Raw genomic sequence first — 17,695 nt, 5'->3', positions numbered from 1 at the left:
TGCTTGGCTCCGTCTTTGCGGTTATTGCGTATTCCCGGCCCGGTCATTTGCGGCGATCTCCTCAGCCCATGGTTCAACAGGCTGGGTAGAGACGATGCAGACAGGGGAAGGGCGAGCGCCATTCGGCGGCGCGGGCGAACGGGACGCTGGCGAGGAAATCTCGATCGAGTTTCTCGGGGCGGCGGGTACGGTGACCGGCTCGCGATATCTTCTCGGAGATCGCGGCGCGAAGATCATGATCGACTGCGGCCTGTTTCAGGGTGGTCGTGAGCTTCGCGAACGAAATTGGGAGCCGGCGCTCTCTGACCACCGGGCCATCGACACCATCGTTCTGACCCATGCACATCTCGATCATTCAGGCTATATTCCGCGCTTTGTGAAGGAAGGCTGGAGCGGCCGGATTCTGTGCACTGACGCCACTGCGGACCTTTGCGGCCTCCTCTTGCCCGACAGCGGCTTTCTCCAGGAGAATGATGCGGTGTTCGCCAATCGCCACGGCTATTCGCGCCACAAGCCCGCGCTTCCTCTCTACACGAAGAAGGACGCCGAGGTGGCGCTCGACTATCTCGATCCGGTCCGCTTCGGGGCATATCGTTCGGTGGCAGGGGGCGCCGAACTTCGCTTCCATCGTGCCGGACATATACTCGGGGCGGCATTCGTCGAACTCAAATGGCGTGACCGCACGATCCTCTTCTCGGGAGACCTGGGCCGCTTCAACGATCCGGTCATGCTCGATCCCTCGCCTCCCGTGGAAGCGGATTATCTGATCGTCGAATCGACCTATGGCAACCGGAGCCATGAGGCGCTGGATGCCGTAGCGGCCCTTGGCGATGCCATCGAGCGCTGTGTTCGCCGCGGCGGAACCGTGGTCATTCCGGCCTTCGCCGTCGGCCGGGCCCAATCCATCCTCTATCATCTATCACGCCTGCGCGCCGCGGGGCGGATCAGCAATGTTCCCGTCTATCTCGATAGCCCGATGGCAATCGACGCGAGCGGCATCTTCTGCCGCCATGCCGGCGACCACAGGCTGAGCGAAGCGGAATGCGATGCCGCTTGCAAGGTCGCGCGCTATGTTCGCGATGTCGAAGAGTCCAAGGCTCTCACAATGAGTCCGGTGCCCAAGGTCATCATCTCGGCAAGCGGAATGGCAACAGGCGGCCGCGTTCTCCACCATCTCAAACGCTATGCGCCCGATGGCCGCAACCTCATTCTGTTCGCCGGCTTCCAGGCGTCCGGCACGCGCGGCGCTGCAATGGTGGCGGGTGCTCCCAGCGTCAAGATCCATGGCGAACAGGTTCCCGTGCGAGCCGAGGTGCGCAATCTTTCGATGCTGTCCGCGCACGCCGATGCCGACGAGATACTGAAGTGGCTCGGCCAGTTCGTACGGGCGCCCCGGATGACGTTCATCACCCATGGTGAGCCCGATGCCGCGGCCGCTCTTGCGCGGCGCATCGGCGACGAGCTCGGCTGGCCTTGCCAGATACCCGGCCTTGGCGATCGGGTGGTGCTCGAATGACCCACCCCGCCCCGGATACCGGACCCGCGTCGGAGAATATGGCACCCCATCGCCTACGGGCTCGGCCCCTCGGCCTGTTCCTGCCACAGCAGCAACCGGCCGTCGTCATGCGAACCGATTGCTACATATGCCGCTCGGAAGGTCTTGCGGCGCGCAGCCAGGTGCTGATCCAGGCAGGGGAGCGGGAGATATTGGCCTCGCTCCTGCATTCGTCCGGCGAAATGATCGCGCCGGGGGAGATCGGCCTTTCGGAATCAGCCGCCGCGGCGCTTGGGGTCGCCCCCGGCGATGCCGTCAGCGTGCGCCACGCACCGCCCATCGATTCCTTCGGAGCATTACGCGGTCGCGTGTATGGAAATCGTCTCGATGGCGCGGCCTTTCGGTCGATCGTCGACGATATCGTTGCTGGCCGGTATAGCGACGTCCATCTGTCCGCCTTCGTAACGGCCTGCTCCGCCTTCCCTCTGGATCATGCGGAAACGGTGGCGCTGACCGGTGCCATGGTCGCGTCCGGCGAGCGGCTGGCCTGGGGTTCGGACGTCGTCGTCGACAAGCACAGCGTGGGAGGCCTGCCCGGAAACCGGACCACCCCGATCGTGGTCGCGATTGTCGCCGCGCTGGGCCTCATCATGCCAAAGACATCGTCCCGAGCGATCACCTCTCCGGCAGGTACGGCCGACACCATGGAAACGCTCGCGCCCGTGAATCTCGACGTCGGCGCGATCCGACGTGTCGTCGACCACGAAGGCGGATGCATCGTGTGGGGCGGCGCCGTCTCCCTCAGTCCGGCTGATGACATCATCATCGGTGTCGAGCGGGTGCTCGATCTCGATGCGGCGGGCCAACTGGTCGCCTCGGTCCTGTCCAAGAAGCTCGCGGCGGGCGCAACGCACCTCGTCGTCGACATGCCGATCGGACCGACGGCAAAGGTCCGCTCGCCCGCCGATGCTGCCGCACTTTCGGGGGCGCTTCAGAAGGTTGCAGCGGAGTTCGGCCTGATCCTCAAGGTGATGCAAGGCGATGGTCGCGAACCTATCGGTCGGGGAATCGGCCCTGCCCTCGAGGCGCGCGACATCCTGGCTGTGCTCGAGGGACGCGATCCGCCCCCCGATCTCGCCCGCCGCGCCTGCGAATTGGCAGGCGCGCTCATCGAACTCGCGGGCCGCGCCAGCCCCGGTACCGGTGCGGCCCTGGCCGCTCAAGTGCTGGCCGACGGGTCGGCTTGGAGCAAGTTCCAGCGAATCTGCGAGGCGCAGGGCGGCATGCGGACACCGCCCCTGTCGAATCATCGCCATGTGATAACTGCGCAGCGCCCGGGATACGTTTCGGCGATCGACAATCGCAGGCTCGCCAAGCTCGCCAAGCTTGCAGGCGCGCCAGCCGCGAAAAGTGCCGGCCTCGAAATGCACGTCCGGCTCGGCTCCGCGGTCGAAACAGGAACGCCCCTCCTCACAGTGCACGCCGAAAGCCAGGGCGAACTGGCCTATGCGCTGGCCTATGCCGAGGCCGTTGGCCCCATTCTCGAGCTATCCGACCGATGACCCCGCCGATGTTCCTGCCGCTGCCCGGTAACGGCAAGTTCGCGGTTGGACTCGCGGGCCTGCTCGGGGGCGAGGTCGGACGGATCGAAACCCGCAGATTTCCGGACGGTGAGACCTATCTGCGGCTCCGTTCCGAGGTTGCCGGCCGCGACATCGTGCTCGTCTGCACGCTGGATCGCCCCGATACCAAGCTGGTTTCGCTTCTTATCGCAGCCGACGCGGCCCGCGAGCTCGGCGCCCTCAGCGTAGGGCTCGTAGCCCCATATCTTGCCTATATGCGCCAGGACCGGCGCTTTCAGAATGGCGAGGCAATCAGCTCGCGCAGTTTCGCGCGCCGCATTTCGGGCGCCGTCGACTGGCTGGTCACGGCGGATCCCCATCTTCATCGATATGCCTCGCTCGGCGACATCTATGATATTCCGGCAGAGGCCGTGCATGCCGCCGTGCCGATTTCCGACTGGATCAGAACCCATATCGAGCGACCGCTCATCATCGGTCCCGACAGCGAAAGCGAGCAATGGGCGAGCGCGATCGCACGCCGTGCGGGTGCCCCTCATGCCGTCTGCAGCAAGCTGAGATTGGGCGATCGCGACGTCAGGATCGCGCTACCCGATCTCGCGGCGCATACGGGGCGCACCCCGGTTCTGGTCGACGATATCGCGTCATCGGCCCGGACGCTGATCGAAGCGGCGCGGGGAATAGGAGAGGCCGGCTTTCCGCCGCCCGAATGCGTCATCGTGCACCCATTATTCGCTCGAGGCGCCTTCGCGGCACTGTCCGCCGAGGCGGGGCGTATCGTCAGTACCGATGCCGTCGCTCATTCCAGCAACGCCATCAGCCTGCAACCGGTCGTCGCGCAGGGCGTGCAGCGCCTCCTCGCCAAGCTCGATCGATAAAGCGGCCGATATCTAGGTATTTTCCGAAGCTGCGAACACTACGTATGTCGAGCTTGGACCCGGGACCCTAGTCCTGTTGGCGAAGAACAGGATTCTTCGACAGGCAGTCAGGGCAGCGGCCCGAAGGAGTTCAAGATGATCAGGAAAAGCATCATCATCGCGGCGGCAGGCATTTCGATGTTCGCGGCCGCTCCGGCATTCGCCCAGGGCATCGGGCACAGTTTCTTCATGCGGGGCTCGATCGTCGAGGCCAGCGCGGGCAATACCGTGGTCTGCATCGGCAAGGCCGACGGTGCCGAGGTTGGCCAGACGCTCGACGTCTATCGAAACGTCCGGCATCCGGGTCCCGTGTCATCGAAGGGCAATGTTGCCCCCTTCCATCGCAAGCGTGTCGGCCAGGTAACCATCGACCATATTTACGATGACCATTTCGCCCATGTCACGATCGCCGAAGGCAAGCCGGCCAAGAACGATATCGTCGAGCTTCGCAAAGACTGAGTCCGGTCCTTTCCGCAGCGCGGGCGAGGGCCGGGGGTCCTCCCCGTGCGCGGACAGGAACGCGCCGCGTCGCGGCCCGGATGTCGGATCCGTGGTGGAGGCATGAAGCGGTAATAGCCCGCCTCCAATGCCGAATGCCTCTTGACCTTGGACCATGGTCCAACCTGCACAAGCGAGCGGATGTCATGGGAAGCTATAAGATCGGAAAGCTCGCCGAAGCCGCAGGCGTGGGGCGCGATACGATACGCTATTATGAGCGGACGGGTTTGCTACCGGCCCCGGGACGTACCTCAGCTGGCTATCGCCTTTATAGCGACGGGGACCTTGAGCGGCTCAACTTCATTCGCGCGTCGCAGGAACTCGGATTCACGCTCGAACAGGCGCGCCAGCTTCTCACCCTCAAGGCATCGGATACCGCCACCGCGGCGGCCGTGCTTGCGATCACGCTCGACAAGGTTCGGGAGGCCGAAACGCGGGTCAGGAAGCTGACTGAGATTCGGGATGTGCTGCAGGACCTCGCCGACAATTGCCCGCGAGAGGCGCCGGTCTCCGACTGCAACATAATCGCATTCTTGGCGGAAAAACGAAGACCAAAAAAATAGCGTTCGCAGGGGAACGTATGACACCATTGAAAATAGGGGATTTTTATGAAGAAATATTCCATTTTGTTGCTCACCCCCGCGCTCCTTCTCGGAGGCTGCGTCACGACCCGGGCCACTCGGGCCGAAGTCGATAGCTGCCGGGCCATGGAAGAGAAGATGGGGCTCGATCAGCGCCATGACCATGGCGAGATGAAACGCCAGGGCTTCAATCCGATGAACCTGTCGCACGGCCGCTGCCAGCGGATTCTGCGCGACGCGAAATGACTTTGTCCGGGTGGCCGATGGCCACCCGGACTAGTTCGAGGAAGGGAGAATGCCATGACAAACGGAAAAATCGGCCTCAAATGGGCTGGATATGGTGTCGCGCTCGCAGCGGCACTCGCGCTCGGCGGCTGTGGAGACAAGGCCGAGAACAAGGCCGCGGATGCCGCCTCGGTGACCCCCGACGCGACCGCTGGTGCCGCTGGTTCCACGCCCGCCACCGATTCCCCATCCGCCGCGCCGGCCGCGCCGGATGCCATGGATCATGAAGATGATGCGATGGACGAGGAAATGAAGCGTCACCATCGTCAGGAGATGGACCATGACGAGATGCGCAAGGGCGGGGTGGGGCAAGGCAATATGCAGCCCGCGGATCAGACCACGACCGATCAGTCGGCGCCGATGAAGCATATGTAAGCAGATTCGCCGGGCGGGGTGACCAAAGATGCAGAAATCATTCCGCTTCGGCCTGTGCGTGGCGATGGCGCTTCTGATGGCGTCGCACGTCCATGCGGAGGATGCCGACGAGCACGCCGCCCATCATGGGAGTGCCTCGCCGGCTGGCGGCGTGGCGGCTGGCAGCATGGCGTCATCCGGGATGAAGCCCGCGGGCGAAATGCAATCGATGATGGGCGAAATGATGGAAGGCGAGCATGGCGGCCGCCGCCAGTCTCCTTTCTTCTCGCAATTGCTCGCGCTACCGGCACTCGATGACGCGGCGAGGCAAGCCCTGCTGCGGCAAGCCGAGCAACGGTCGCATCGAGGGCTGATGCTGATCTCCGAGGCTGCCCGTGCAGCCGCGCACGCCGAAACGGCGACCGAGCAAATCGCCGCCGTGCGCAATCTTCGCGAAGGCAGCGATCTTCTCGATAGCGGTGCGGCCGCCCGGATGGCCCTCGCCGGGACCGGAAAGCCCGAGGGCGCCGCGATGAACTGGTTCCGCGATCGCCTGTCGATCGAGCCGGACGAGACGCACGCGGCCCATCCTTTCGGTCTGTCTCCCTCCCACCTGCTGCTGATGCTGTTCCTCCTCTTGCTGAGTACCGGCCTCGCCGCGCTGCAGCTACTTCGTCTCAAGCGCATCCGTCGGATCGTCGCAGCCAGAAAAGGAACCGCGAAGGTCGCCAACACGCAGCCGTCGCCGGCCGCAGCTCCGGAGATGCAGGCCGCTACGACCGCAGCACTCGCGCCAAGCAACGCGCCCGCCCCGGCCGGTGCTTCGCTGCGCAAGCCCCGGCCCTGGTCCGGACCGCTGCGGGTGACGCGGATCATCCGGGAGACGCCGACCATCAGGACCTTCCGTCTCGCCGATCCCGCAGCCGACCGGCTGCCTTTCGATTTCCTGCCCGGTCAGTTTCTGCAAATCGAGGTCGAGCCCGAGCCCGGCAAGCGTGCCCGCCGATCCTACACTATCGCCTCGTCGCCGACGCAGCGGGCCTATGTCGAACTGACGGTGAAGCGCGAGGAGCAGGGAGCGGTGTCCCGCCACCTGCACGACACGCTCATTGTCGGGGATCTCGTTCGAGCCTCGGGTCCTTTCGGCACCTTCACCTTCACCGGGACGACCGCGGATAGTATCGTGCTCATCGCAGGCGGTGTCGGGATCACGCCGATGATATCGGTATTGCGCTATCTTACAGACACCGCCTGGCCGGGCGAGATATTCTTCCTTTATGGCGCTCGGTCCACGGACGAGTTCGTCTTCCGTGACGAAATCGAGCGACTCGAGCGGCTTCATGACAATCTGCATGTCTTCGCCGCGATGGAGCGCTCGCCAGGGACGGTCTGGCATGGCGCCGTCGGCCCCCTGACGCGGGACATGCTGCTTTCGGCCGTCCCCGACATCGCGCGCCGCCGCATCCACCTGTGCGGTCCCCCCGCGATGATGGCGGCGATGAAGGCGGAGCTCGCCGAGCTCGGCGTGCCGGAAGTGCAACTTCATACCGAAGCCTTTGGGCCCGCATCGCTGCCCATCGATCCAGTCGACGCGCCCAGCGCGCCCGGCAACGATGCAAGTCGCACGGTACAGCCTCCGTCCGCGCCTTCCACAAGGATTGCCGAAGCTTCGGTGACGTTCGCTCTGTCGGGTGTGTCCGCCGCCCTGGCTGGCGATCAGACCGTGCTCGAAGCCGCCGAGGGGGTTGGCGTCGAGATACCCTATTCCTGCCGCACCGGAGACTGCGGACTATGCGTCACCAAGCTGCTCGACGGTGAAGTCACGATGGCGAACGAAGCGGGCCTGGCGCCGGAAGACAAGGCGAACGGCTATATATTGGCTTGCCAGGCCAAAGGCAGCGGCAAGCCGATCGTGGTTGAAGCCTGATGCGCGAACGCGGCGACATACTGATGGTGCTTCTGGTGGGGTTCATTCTGGTCTTTCCGGCCGGATTTCTCGTTCACGCATCCCCGCGCTTCCCCGGTAGCCTCGGCGGCGGTCTGCTCGGCATCCTTGCGGCCCTGTGCATGCTGCTGACGCTTCCCTATTTGGCGGCCAAACATATCCCGTTCATCGAGCGTCGGATTACACGCTATGTGCGGAAGCCGACGCTCCTTGCCGTTCATATCTATTCTGGCGTTCTGGGAGCTTTCTTCGCCCTCCTTCACACCGCTCACAAGTTCGCGAGTCCGCTGGGCCTCATGCTAACCGGCCTCCTCCTCCTCACCGTTGCAAGCGGATTTGCCGGGCGCTATCTTCTCGGCGAACTTGCGAGGGCCTTGCGCGGCCGCAAGTCGGAACTGGCTTCGCTCCAGTCGGCCTTTCTGGACATTCCGGCGGCGCCGGGCGAAATTGGGGAGACGCAGGAGCCGCCACGCTGGCTTCGATATGTCTTCACCCGCGCAAACCAGCCCGCCGAACCACCACCGCGGGATGCGATCAAGCTTGCCGCGGCCATTTCCGACACCGAATATGCCGTGCGGGCAGAGGAAGTGACGGAAGTACTTTTCGCACGCTGGCGATGGTTTCATATCGTAGCCGGTTCGCTGCTTTACGCGCTCGTGATTCTCCATATCGCAGCCGCGGTCTATTTTGGTCTTCGCTGGCCATGATGCGCCACTGGCTGCTTCCGGCCCTTTTTGCGACCAGCCTGCTCGTCGTGCTGCTTGGGCTACCGGCGCTGTCGCGGTCGAACGCGCCGCCGCAGGCCGGCGTGGTCGCGCAGCTCGTTTCGCCGGGCCCCCTGTCCGAAGCCCACCGCAGCCTCGCAGGATCGTGCCGAAACTGCCACACCCCCATTGCTGGTGTGACGGGGGAGACTTGCAAGAGTTGTCATGCCGCGACCGACTTCGGAAACAAGCAATCGACCCAATTCCATGCCTCGGCCTCGCAATGCACCTCATGCCACGTCGAGCATGCGGGCAGACAGAGCCTCATTCGCATGGATCACAAGGCCCTGTTCAAGCCGGGAATATGGTCGCAGCGCCCCGCCGCCGCGACCGCCGGCGGCGCGGTGACAGGCGTGCTCGCCTGTGCTGGTTGCCATTCCATTCGTGACCCGCACCTGGGCCTCTTCGGAACGCGCTGCGCGAGTTGCCACGCGACCGACAGCTGGCGCATCGACGGCTACCGGCATCCCTCGACCAATTCCCGGAACTGCTCCGAATGCCACCGGGCGCCGCCGAGCCACTATATGGAGCATTTCAGCATGGTTTCGCAGCGCGCCGCAGGCGAGCGGGCGACCGTGGAACAATGCTATGCCTGTCACACGACCGACAGTTTCAACAATATTCGCAGGAGAGGCTGGTATGATCACCATTGACGGCGGAAGCGGTCACTGGCTCGAGAGCCTGTTCCGCCTCGCCGTGGTTATCCTGGAACTGAGCGGCACGGCAACCATCCTGACAGGTGCCGCGCTGGCGACCGCGACGTTTCTCCGTCAGGCCTGCCGAGGCCTCTATGCCGAAGCCTATCGTCCGTTCCGATCGACACTCGGTCGCAGCATATTGCTCGGCCTTGAGTTTCTCGTAGCCGGCGACATCGTGAAATCACTGGTGATCAACCCTACGCTTAACGACCTCGTCGTGCTCGCGGGCCTCGTGTTTGTTCGTACCTTCCTGAGCATTTCGCTGGGCGTCGAGATCAATGGTCATTGGCCTTGGGAGAATACGCGCATGGAGCGCGCCCGCCTCGACGCGGCGACGGACCGGTGACCACCATGCCATCCGACACGCTCGGGTGCATCTTTCCGAGAGGATGGCGGCTTCGGCCGCCTGGCTCGATTCAATGGGAGAATTTTCATGCTTGAGAGGCGATCGATCCTGGGGACCGGGCTTGCCCTGACAATGCTCGTCGGCGCCGCGCGCGCCGAAGATCCACCGCCCGGCGGGGGAATGCGCGACTCCCATGCAATGCCGCTTGCCGATTGCGCGGCGTTGTGCCTGGAAACGCATCGAAGCTGCATCGAAGCCGCGCGCCATTGCCTCGAAGAGGGCGGCGACAAGGCCGCTCCGGGGATCATGGCTATTCTCGCCGATTGCGCCGGGATTTGCCTCACGACCGCGCAATCGCTGCTTCGCAATTCTCCGGCTCATGGGGTCCTTTGCCAGACCTGCGACCAGATCTGCCGATTGTGCGCGGAGAACTGCGCTGCATTCACGGGTGACGCACAACTATTGCGCTGCGCGAACTTAAGCCGCCGCTGTGCCGAGGGGTGCGGCATGATGGTCATGCCTTCATAGCAGCACGCGGCGTTCCGATTTTCTTCGGGCGAGAGATCAACATGTGGGCTTCACGTATTTCGATCCGGACGTTCGGTGCAGCATACCGAGCACAGCGGCGCCGATCCGACTTGGTGTCGATACAAAGCAAAGATTTCGAATGGAGACATATCATGCGCAAGATTTCCCCTGTTCTGGCGGTCCTTGGCCTCCTCGCCCTGACCCAGATGCCGGTCCTCGCCGACGAGAGCAAAGGGCCGCCGAAGAAGCCGGCCGCCACCGCGCCGGCCCAGAAGCCCGGCGACGAGCATCGCCACGGCATGGACCACGGCGGACAGCAGATGCACGACAAGATGATGAAAGATCACCGCGAGGGCATGGAAAAGATGCAGGATCAGTCCGGCGGTGGATGCGGCGGCAACGACAAGCCCATGCCTGCCATGGGCGGCATGGGGACTTCCAAGCCTGCGGACAAACCGAAAGACATGCCGATGAAGCACGAGCATATGTGAGCATCGGTCGGTCCATCCCCCCGGAAGCCCGCTGCCCCCGTGGCAGCGGGCTTTTTGTCTGAAAAGCTCAAATGTTCCCGTGAAGATTTTCGGTCCTGCGGCAGCCAGCCGGAACTCCGCAGTTTTTGGCGGATCAAGCTTCGGATTCTTGCTCCTCCTGATTGCCGTTGCCGCGACGTCGGCCACGCAAACGGCCGCCATCGCTTTTCTGCCGTCCTTGATCGAGGGCAGCGCGGTGATCCCCGTTGCCGCAACCCACGATTTCCATATAGTGAGCCTTTCGGCTTCCTTTCCTCTTGCCGCTCTCGGCCTTGCGCCCATTTGGGGGTGGTTGGCCGATCGCATGGACTATCGGGTGCTTCTTCGGATCGCGCTTCTGGTCCTCGCGGCAACGACACTGGCGTTCGGCAGTACCGATCTCGCCACCTTATATCTTCTGCGCATCCTGTCTGGCATGGCGTCGGGGGCCATCATTCCTCTCTCGCTCCTTGCTGCGGGCTTCCGGGCCGAGAGCCGGGTGGGTCGGGCCCGTCTCTTCACATGGCTGACCAGCTTTGTCTTTCTTGGTGATCTGGCCGGCCCCCTGCTCACACAATTGTCTTTTCCGCTGCTGCCGTCGGCCCCGCTGTTCCCTCTCGCCCTGGCACTCTTGCTCGCCGGTTGCCTGCTGTCGCCCTCTCAGCTTCCCAAACGGTCTCGTTCGCATGCCATCCCGCGCCGCAGCAACCGCGACAACAACCGGAAGACTGCGACACTCCTCGTCATCACCATTATCGCCGGCGCTGCCCTGGCGGCCCTTCACATCGGTCTGCTGGTGACCGGCCAAGGCCTTTCGCTCGACCGCAAAGCTATCGCCTTCATGCTGAGCCTTTGCGGCGTCGGCATGCTCGCGGCACAAATCGCGCAGGCCCGTTTGGGTTGGCTTGTCCGCCGGCCGGTCGATCTCACGCGTCTTATGCTGCTCGTTCTGGCAATCGGACTGTTGGCTTCGCAAAATCCGCGGTCGATCCTTGGTCTCGCGGGGATCGCTTTCCTTCTCGGCTGGAGCGCGGCCAGCCTTCGCCTCGTGACCAGCTTCTGGATCAGCAACCGCAGCTCCCGGGTTTCGGGTGCTCGGCTCGGGCTCCAGCATGCGGCGGCGAGTATTGGACAGGCGGCGGCGCCGATCGGGCTTGCGCTCGCGGGAGTGGGGCAGCAGTGGGTGATCACGTTCACCCTGGCGGCGGCGGCATTGATCGTCGCTCTCAGCCTGCCTTTGCTGTGGCAAGAGGGGGAACGGACGAGCGATCGGTCCAGTCAGCCATGATCCCTTGCGGAGCAAGCGATCGCCTCGAGCAGTGCGCGCGCGATCAGCGGCTTTGAAATGACATGCTCGAATCCAACGCGCCTCGCTTCGCGTTCCAGCGCGTCGTCATGATAGGCGGAGATCATGATCGCGCAACCGCACCAGCCCTTCGAGCGCAAGCGTCTCAGGAGTGACAGGCCGTCGATGTCCGGCATGCGAAAGTCGACGACAAGGCAATCGGCATGAAGTGATCGCGGGTCGGCCAATAGCGCGCTGCCGCTAGTATAGGCCCGGACCCGAAATCCCTGGGCCCGCAGCATCAATTGCGTCGAACGGCGGACGCCCGGGTCGTCGTCCGAGACCAATATCGTGAAGGGGTGACGGTACGATTGCCCGATGTGCACAGACATGAGTGGCGAGCATCCGAAAATCGATTCTCCGTGAGTGCAGCATTCCAGAACCGCGTATCTCAGTCGCTACGTAATCATCCCAGTTTGGCTTCGCTGCGACCAAGGCCCGCAGCAAATGCAATCCGGAGCGCATCGGAAAGACTGCGGACAGCCAACTTGCTCATCAGGCTTGCCCGGTGGACTTCGATGGTTCGCGAAGAAACGCCTAGATCATAGGCGATGGTCTTGTTGGGATAGCCTCGCGCGAGCCCATCGAGAACCTCCTTCTCGCGGGGCGTCAAGACGCCGATCCGGACCTGCGCTTCGGCTTCTTCCGTCGCTCGGACATCGACCCGGTCGATACGGGCGAATCCGCGGTCGATAGCCTCAAGTAGCGATGCCTTCTCGAAGGGTTTCTCGATAAAATCCACTGCGCCCGCCTTCATCGCCTGCACCGCGAGAGTGACGTCGCCATGACCGGTCAGGACGACGACCGGCATATTGATGCCGCGCTGCGCCATTTCCGACTGGACCTGAAGCCCATCTAACTCAGGCATGCGAACGTCGAGAAGTACGCATCCAGTCTCGGCCGTGCGTGCCAGCTTCAGAAATTCCACGCCGCTCGCATAGGTCCGTACCTCGAACCCCACCGTCCGCAGCATGAATCCGGCTGACTTCCGGATGGCCTCTTCGTCATCGACCAGATGAATGAGGCGCTTATCCTGCATGTTCTTCCTCCAGCTTTGCGTGAACCAAGGTGAATCGGAACACGGCTCCACCGCCTGGACCGTCCTCGACCCAGATCCGTCCGCCATGAGCCTCAACGATCGTCCGACAGATCGACAGGCCGAGCCCCATGCCGTCCGATTTGCTGCTGACAAAAGCCTGGAACAGCCGCGGTATCACGTCCTCCGCAATGCCGGGACCGCTGTCCTCTACCGCAATCTCGATCATCTCGTCGGCCCGCAGCCTTGTGGAAACGCGCAGTTCCCGCACTTCGGAGTCCGCCATCGCTTCAATGGCATTGCGCATGATGTTGACCAGAACCTGCTGGATCTGGACGCGGTCCACGAGCGTAGGTGTCGCGGCCGGGTCGAAGGTGAAAAAGCTGCGGACCCCGCGTTCCCGGGCACCGATAAGCGCCAGCTTGCCTGCCTCGTCGATCAGGCGCGGCAAATCCTCTACGGTCTTTTCCACCTCGCCCCGAGCTACGAAATCCCTGAGGCGGCGAACAATATAGCCTGCCCTGAGGGTCTCATTGGCGGCCTCCGTCAGCGCTTCGTGCAGGATATCCCGCGGTATATCCCCTTCCCCGTCAACAAGATCCCGCGTCGTCTCCAGATAGTTGGCAATAGCAGTCAGCGGCTGGTTAAGCTCATGGGCCAAGGTCGAGGCCATCGTTCCCATCGCGCTCAGCCGCGAGACATGCACAAGCTCGGCCTGCAATTCCTTGAGCCTCAGCTCATCATGTTCCTTTTCCGTCAGGTCCCGAATGAAGCCGGTGAAGATGCGCCCTTCCGGCCCCCCCGCCTCGCCGACCGACAATTCCATTGGAAAAGTCGAACCGTCCCGGCGCTGCCCGACCACGATGCGGCCGATCCCGATGATTCGGCGCTCTCCCGTTTCGAGATAATGGCCGATATATTCGTCATGCCTGATACTGTCCGCCCGCGGCATGAGGCAGGACACATTGCGGCCAAGCAATTCGCTCTCGCCATAACCGAACAATCGCTCGGCCGCAGCGCTGAACGAGGTTATGCGGCCCCGCTCGTCGATGACGATCATGGCATCGGGAACGGTCGCGAGAATCGACTGCAGATGTCGTTCGCGGGCTTCGATCGAGCCGCGCATTGCCGCATCCTCGGTGATGTCGCGCACGATGCTGCCGAAACCGCGAATAACACCCGCTTGATCTTTCAGGGCATTGATCGTCAGCCTGGCGAGATATTCGGTTCCATCACGGCACACGCGCCAAGCCTCACGCTCGAGGGAACCCTGCGCGAGGGCCGCCGCCAGATCGGCTTCAGGCCGGCCGTTCGCCATTTCATCGGGCGGATAGAAAATCTCGTGCGAGCGGCCGCACAGATCGGCGCTCGACCAAAGTCCCTTCCTCTCGGTCTCGCCATTGATCGCGCGGATGGTGCCGGCGGGATCGAGCAACACGACGACATAGCCGCTGGCCTCGCGAAGCATGAGCTCCGATAGCGCCTCGATTTCGCGGACGTCGTCGCGCCACGCTACCGAATTGTCTTCGGGGATCATGTCATCCCCAGCCGTCCAGGCCGGGCGCGTAGGCGACAGGGCAATGGTTTCATGGCCGTCGGAATCCCCCAATCGGAACGGGCACCAAGTCAAATACGCAGCTCGGCGCGATACCCCTCGAAATTTCTCGCGCGATCCAGCCTGAGCGCTGCACCGGCGCGGGCGTTCCGGTGTAATGCCGCCTTGTCGGGATCGATCATCGTTCGCCGCCGCGCCACTCGAGACCATTGCTTGCGGGCCGCTGCTCCAGGCTGGCGTGACCGATACTCGACGTCGATATGGCCCCGGCTAACCGTCCCGCGAGCACCGATGCTGCGAGTCAGCCAACACACGAGACCGATAGCCATTGCGAGCAAGCGTCGCTGAAGCCGATCCTTGGAGTTCGCATGCCAATGGCGCAGGCCTTACGGATCGATAGCCAGTGCAAGCAGGCCGTGACGCGAGGTCAGTCCAAGATTTCCGATCCGGCACTCAATGGATGAAGATCGCACGTTCAAGCATGCAATTGTCCATCATGCACCGTCGCCTGGGTGGTGATGACCGGCCGCCTGATATGGCCGTCCGGTCGCACCATCGTACCGTTGCGCGTTCGCTACCGTCTCGGGTCCAGGGATCACCACCACAATCTGAGGCCGACGACCACGCGACGCTCGGTTGTCAGTTCGCGGTCCGCGCGCCGGAAGGCGGCGGTGCCATCGAGCGCGCGTTCCCAGACAAAGCCGACATAAGGTGCGAACTTGCGCGACAACTCGTAGCGCAGTCGGCCGCTCAGCTCGACATTGCTGAACCCGCCACCAAGCTCGCGGTCGACCGAGCGCTTGGAATAGAGGTTGGTCTCGACCTGGGAGGTCAAGATCAGCCGATTGGTGAACAGAACCTCGTAGCCGGCCTTGGCGCGCCCCGCGATGCGGCCATCGTCGCCCACATAGGCGGTCAACTGCACGTCGAACCAATAGGGCGCCAATCCCTCGACGCCTGCGGCAAGCCATGTCGTCGCTCCCTTGCCGAGATCCTGGCGAACTCCCAGCACCGTGCCCCAGAATGGACTCTTGCTGTGCCACCAGAGCGCCTCGACGCTGCTTTCAGCATCAAGACGATCGCGCGAGTTTTTCAGGCCCTGGCTGCGCAGCCATAGTTTGTCATTGTCCTGCCCCTTCGTGACGAGCACCGTCCAGCCCACCCCCTGGCCCTCATTGCCGCTGACGAACTCGAGCTCGTCGACGAGGACCTTCGGAATCGAGAGCTTGTCGGCCATCTCATAGCCGGGCAGTGTCGAATTGCGGTAGCCGTCCGAATAGTCATTTGAATCGCGCGCGTCCGGCGGAGCCTTGCCGCCCTGCATGCGGCCCATGTCCATCTTCATACCGGTGCTCGGCACATCCATGCCAGGCATGTCCATTCCCGCATGGTCCTGGGTTTGAGACGCGGGATGGATGTGCTCCTCCGGTGGAGGCACCTGCCCCGCCTGGAAGGCGTCCGGCGCCGTGGAAGATGGCTCTTGCGCCGAGGCGGGTGATGCAATCGCAGTCGAGAAGAGGAGGACAACCAGGAACGGCGCGGGGCGGGTGCGGGCCATGCGGATCATGCGACGACGACCTCCCGGAACATGCCGGCCGCCATATGGTAGAGCAGATGGCAGTGAAACGCCCATCGACCCATAGCATCGGCGGTGACGCGGAAGCTCACCCTCTGGGCAGGCTGGACCACCACCGTATGCTTGCGGACCTGGAAGGCGCCATCGGATCCTTCGACATCGCTCCACATGCCGTGGAGGTGCATCGGATGGGACATCATCGTGTCGTTGACCAAGATGATGCGCAGTCGCTCGTTCGGCTTGAAGTGGAGCGGCCGCGAGTCATTGAGCTTGATTCCGTCGAGCGCCCAGATGAAGCGCTCCATATTGCCGTTGAGGTGGAGCTCGATCTCGCGTTCGGGCTCGCGCGGATCGGGATCGCCATTGGGTGTCCGCAAGTCCGCCAGCGTCAGGACACGCCATGAGCGGTCGCGCAGGCCGGCGCCGGGATCATCGAGATTGGCGCGGGGATAGTCGACGCGCATATCGGTGTTCGCGCCATATTCGGTGCGGGCATGCCGGGCCTTCGGCGGCATCTCCGTCAGGCCGTGCCCGGCGTGCTCGCCGCCGCCCATCGTCATCATCGCCCCCATCATGTCGACGGGATCGAGCCAGGGCCGCGCATCGAGGGCGGGGACCGGTGCCGACATGCCGGGAGCAGGCGCGATCGTGCCGCGGGCAAAGCCGGTCCGATCGATCGCCTGGGCGAAGATCGTGCGTGCATTGCCGTCGGGCATGGTGAACTCGACATCATAGGTTTCCCCCGGGCCGATCCGGAACTCCTCGACCGTCACCGGCACCACCGGCTGCCCGTCGGTAGAAACGATTGTCAGCTCCACACCGGGGATCCGTACGTCGAAGAAGGTCGCCGTTCCCGCGCCCACAAAGCGCAGGCGCACATGCTCGCCGGGCGCGGCGACGGCGGTCCAGTTGCCCGCAGGCGTCGTCCCGTTCATAAGATAAGTGTAGGTCGCTGCGGAAAGGTCGCTATAGTCGGTCGGATTCATCCGCGACCCGTTCCACATCCGCCGCCGTTCGAGGGCTTTGGCGAGGCCCAGCTCGCTCACATCCTCTAGAAAGTCGCCGGCGGTCGGCTGCGCGAAGTTATAATAGCTGCTCAGCTTCTTGAGGTTCGTGAAGATCTGGAGCGGTGGTTCGTCCGACCAGTCGCTCAGCATGATGGTATAGTCGCGGTGGGGAACAGGCCCCGTCGGCACCTTCGGCTCGACGACGATCGCGCCATAGAGCCCGGTCTGCTCGGCGAGCGTGTGGGCGTGATACCAGTAGGTGCCCACTTGGCGCACTTCGAATCGATAGGTGAAGGTCTCGCCCGGGGCGATACCGGCGAAGCTGATGCCGGGCACGCCGTCCATTTCTGCGGGCAGGATGATCCCGTGCCAGTGGATGCTGGACATCTCCTTGAGGCTGTTGCGAACGCGCAGCGTGACGGTGTCGCCCTCGCGCAGGCGCAGGATCGGCGCGGGTACGGCGCCGTTCACTGCCGTCGCGACCCGGCGCTTGCCGGTATAGTTGACCGGGATCTCGGCGATCTCGAGGTCGAATTCGGTCCCGCTCAACTCAGCCGTCGACGCGGAGAGGGATTTCGCCTGCAGTGCCGGGATGAAGCCCGCGACGGCTCCGCCAATCGCCAGCCCCTGAACGAAGCGCCGCCGTGCGATCGGCAAGCTATGAAGGAGGGGCATT

General features: G+C 63.6%; 19 protein-coding genes. 14 read left to right on the top strand and 5 right to left on the bottom strand.

Annotated elements, in window-relative coordinates; all coding sequences use genetic code 11:
• The first annotated feature begins 94 nt into the window (after positions 1–94).
• From ATE64_RS03175 to ATE64_RS03110, 14 genes are all read left to right on the top strand, one after another.
• Positions 95–1,516, top strand: coding sequence for an MBL fold metallo-hydrolase (locus ATE64_RS03175; protein ID WP_058456010.1), 1,422 nt, complete (start codon positions 95–97; stop codon positions 1,514–1,516).
• Positions 1,513–3,057, top strand: coding sequence for a thymidine phosphorylase family protein (locus ATE64_RS03170; protein ID WP_058456011.1), 1,545 nt, complete (start codon positions 1,513–1,515; stop codon positions 3,055–3,057). Before ATE64_RS03175 ends, ATE64_RS03170 begins: the two co-directional genes overlap by 4 nt.
• Positions 3,054–3,953 (top strand): ribose-phosphate pyrophosphokinase, encoded by a 900-nt coding sequence (locus ATE64_RS03165; protein WP_058456012.1) that lies wholly within the window; start codon positions 3,054–3,056, stop codon positions 3,951–3,953. The genes ATE64_RS03170 and ATE64_RS03165 overlap by 4 nt, the downstream gene beginning before the upstream one ends.
• A 135-nt stretch (positions 3,954–4,088) precedes the next feature.
• Positions 4,089–4,451, top strand: a complete 363-nt coding sequence (locus tag ATE64_RS03160; protein ID WP_197410128.1) for a hypothetical protein — start codon at positions 4,089–4,091, stop codon at positions 4,449–4,451.
• Positions 4,452–4,636: 185 nt separating this feature from the next.
• The gene (locus ATE64_RS03155; RefSeq protein WP_058456013.1) at positions 4,637–5,053 is read left to right on the top strand and encodes a heavy metal-responsive transcriptional regulator; all 417 of its coding nucleotides are present in this window, start codon (positions 4,637–4,639) and stop codon (positions 5,051–5,053) included.
• A 45-nt stretch (positions 5,054–5,098) separates the two neighbouring features.
• On the top strand, positions 5,099–5,317 hold the full coding sequence (locus tag ATE64_RS03150; RefSeq protein WP_058456014.1) for a hypothetical protein: 219 nt from the start codon (positions 5,099–5,101) through the stop codon (positions 5,315–5,317).
• Between the two features lie 54 nt (positions 5,318–5,371).
• The gene (locus ATE64_RS03145) at positions 5,372–5,731 is read left to right on the top strand and encodes a hypothetical protein (RefSeq protein WP_058456015.1); all 360 of its coding nucleotides are present in this window, start codon (positions 5,372–5,374) and stop codon (positions 5,729–5,731) included.
• Between the two features lie 28 nt (positions 5,732–5,759).
• Positions 5,760–7,637, top strand: a complete 1,878-nt coding sequence (locus tag ATE64_RS03140; RefSeq protein WP_058456016.1) for a 2Fe-2S iron-sulfur cluster-binding protein — start codon at positions 5,760–5,762, stop codon at positions 7,635–7,637.
• Positions 7,637–8,362 (top strand): hypothetical protein, encoded by a 726-nt coding sequence (locus ATE64_RS03135; protein WP_058456017.1) that lies wholly within the window; start codon positions 7,637–7,639, stop codon positions 8,360–8,362. Before ATE64_RS03140 ends, ATE64_RS03135 begins: the two co-directional genes overlap by 1 nt.
• Positions 8,359–9,072, top strand: coding sequence for a cytochrome c3 family protein (locus tag ATE64_RS03130; RefSeq protein WP_058456018.1), 714 nt, complete (start codon positions 8,359–8,361; stop codon positions 9,070–9,072). Before ATE64_RS03135 ends, ATE64_RS03130 begins: the two co-directional genes overlap by 4 nt.
• Positions 9,059–9,463, top strand: coding sequence for a DUF1622 domain-containing protein (locus tag ATE64_RS03125; RefSeq protein ID WP_011542737.1), 405 nt, complete (start codon positions 9,059–9,061; stop codon positions 9,461–9,463). Before ATE64_RS03130 ends, ATE64_RS03125 begins: the two co-directional genes overlap by 14 nt.
• An 87-nt stretch (positions 9,464–9,550) precedes the next feature.
• Positions 9,551–9,991 (top strand): four-helix bundle copper-binding protein, encoded by a 441-nt coding sequence (locus tag ATE64_RS03120; protein WP_231729020.1) that lies wholly within the window; start codon positions 9,551–9,553, stop codon positions 9,989–9,991.
• Between the two features lie 152 nt (positions 9,992–10,143).
• Complete coding sequence (locus ATE64_RS03115; protein WP_058456019.1) at positions 10,144–10,482, top strand: hypothetical protein; 339 nt, start codon at positions 10,144–10,146, stop codon at positions 10,480–10,482.
• Positions 10,483–10,561: 79 nt separating this feature from the next.
• Positions 10,562–11,788 (top strand): MFS transporter, encoded by a 1,227-nt coding sequence (locus ATE64_RS03110; protein ID WP_231729019.1) that lies wholly within the window; start codon positions 10,562–10,564, stop codon positions 11,786–11,788.
• Here the strand turns inward: ATE64_RS03110 and ATE64_RS03105 are convergent.
• From ATE64_RS03105 to ATE64_RS03085, 5 genes are all read right to left on the bottom strand, one after another.
• Entirely contained in the window at positions 11,779–12,177 is a 399-nt protein-coding gene (locus ATE64_RS03105) for a response regulator (protein ID WP_058456021.1), read from the bottom strand. The genes ATE64_RS03110 and ATE64_RS03105 overlap by 10 nt on opposite strands.
• A 74-nt stretch (positions 12,178–12,251) precedes the next feature.
• Complete coding sequence (locus ATE64_RS03100; protein ID WP_058456022.1) at positions 12,252–12,884, bottom strand: response regulator; 633 nt, start codon at positions 12,882–12,884, stop codon at positions 12,252–12,254.
• Positions 12,874–14,418, bottom strand: coding sequence for a PAS domain S-box protein (locus tag ATE64_RS03095; protein WP_011542731.1), 1,545 nt, complete (start codon positions 14,416–14,418; stop codon positions 12,874–12,876). The genes ATE64_RS03100 and ATE64_RS03095 overlap by 11 nt, the downstream gene beginning before the upstream one ends.
• Before the next feature lie 613 nt (positions 14,419–15,031).
• Positions 15,032–16,003: a copper resistance protein B gene (locus ATE64_RS03090; RefSeq protein ID WP_188235722.1), complete on the bottom strand. Its 972-nt coding sequence runs from the start codon at positions 16,001–16,003 to the stop codon at positions 15,032–15,034.
• The gene (locus ATE64_RS03085) at positions 16,000–17,694 is read right to left on the bottom strand and encodes a copper resistance system multicopper oxidase (protein WP_058456024.1); all 1,695 of its coding nucleotides are present in this window, start codon (positions 17,692–17,694) and stop codon (positions 16,000–16,002) included. Before ATE64_RS03085 ends, ATE64_RS03090 begins: the two co-directional genes overlap by 4 nt.
• Between the last annotated feature and the right edge of the window lies 1 nt (position 17,695).

It is taken from the genome of Sphingopyxis sp. H073 (assembly GCF_001468395.1).
Taxonomy (GTDB): Bacteria; Pseudomonadota; Alphaproteobacteria; order Sphingomonadales; family Sphingomonadaceae; genus Sphingopyxis.
This window is presented reverse-complemented; position numbering and strand designations above follow the sequence as displayed.

Excerpts from the sequence above, each read along its gene's own strand:
- ATE64_RS03175 (WP_058456010.1), top strand. The coding sequence starts at position 95 with ATGCAGACAGGGGAAGGGCGAGCGCCATTCGGCGGCGCGGGCGAACGG.
- ATE64_RS03170 (WP_058456011.1), top strand. The coding sequence starts at position 1,513 with ATGACCCACCCCGCCCCGGATACCGGACCCGCGTCGGAGAATATGGCA.
- ATE64_RS03165 (WP_058456012.1), top strand. The coding sequence starts at position 3,054 with ATGACCCCGCCGATGTTCCTGCCGCTGCCCGGTAACGGCAAGTTCGCG.
- ATE64_RS03160 (WP_197410128.1), top strand. The coding sequence starts at position 4,089 with ATGATCAGGAAAAGCATCATCATCGCGGCGGCAGGCATTTCGATGTTC.
- ATE64_RS03155 (WP_058456013.1), top strand. The coding sequence starts at position 4,637 with ATGGGAAGCTATAAGATCGGAAAGCTCGCCGAAGCCGCAGGCGTGGGG.
- ATE64_RS03150 (WP_058456014.1), top strand. The coding sequence starts at position 5,099 with ATGAAGAAATATTCCATTTTGTTGCTCACCCCCGCGCTCCTTCTCGGA.
- ATE64_RS03145 (WP_058456015.1), top strand. The coding sequence starts at position 5,372 with ATGACAAACGGAAAAATCGGCCTCAAATGGGCTGGATATGGTGTCGCG.
- ATE64_RS03140 (WP_058456016.1), top strand. The coding sequence starts at position 5,760 with ATGCAGAAATCATTCCGCTTCGGCCTGTGCGTGGCGATGGCGCTTCTG.
- ATE64_RS03135 (WP_058456017.1), top strand. The coding sequence starts at position 7,637 with ATGCGCGAACGCGGCGACATACTGATGGTGCTTCTGGTGGGGTTCATT.
- ATE64_RS03130 (WP_058456018.1), top strand. The coding sequence starts at position 8,359 with ATGATGCGCCACTGGCTGCTTCCGGCCCTTTTTGCGACCAGCCTGCTC.
- ATE64_RS03125 (WP_011542737.1), top strand. The coding sequence starts at position 9,059 with ATGATCACCATTGACGGCGGAAGCGGTCACTGGCTCGAGAGCCTGTTC.
- ATE64_RS03120 (WP_231729020.1), top strand. The coding sequence starts at position 9,551 with ATGCTTGAGAGGCGATCGATCCTGGGGACCGGGCTTGCCCTGACAATG.
- ATE64_RS03115 (WP_058456019.1), top strand. The coding sequence starts at position 10,144 with ATGCGCAAGATTTCCCCTGTTCTGGCGGTCCTTGGCCTCCTCGCCCTG.
- ATE64_RS03105 (WP_058456021.1), bottom strand. The coding sequence starts at position 12,177 with ATGTCTGTGCACATCGGGCAATCGTACCGTCACCCCTTCACGATATTG.
- ATE64_RS03100 (WP_058456022.1), bottom strand. The coding sequence starts at position 12,884 with ATGCAGGATAAGCGCCTCATTCATCTGGTCGATGACGAAGAGGCCATC.
- ATE64_RS03095 (WP_011542731.1), bottom strand. The coding sequence starts at position 14,418 with ATGATCCCCGAAGACAATTCGGTAGCGTGGCGCGACGACGTCCGCGAA.
- ATE64_RS03090 (WP_188235722.1), bottom strand. The coding sequence starts at position 16,003 with ATGATCCGCATGGCCCGCACCCGCCCCGCGCCGTTCCTGGTTGTCCTC.
- ATE64_RS03085 (WP_058456024.1), bottom strand. The coding sequence starts at position 17,694 with ATGCCCCTCCTTCATAGCTTGCCGATCGCACGGCGGCGCTTCGTTCAG.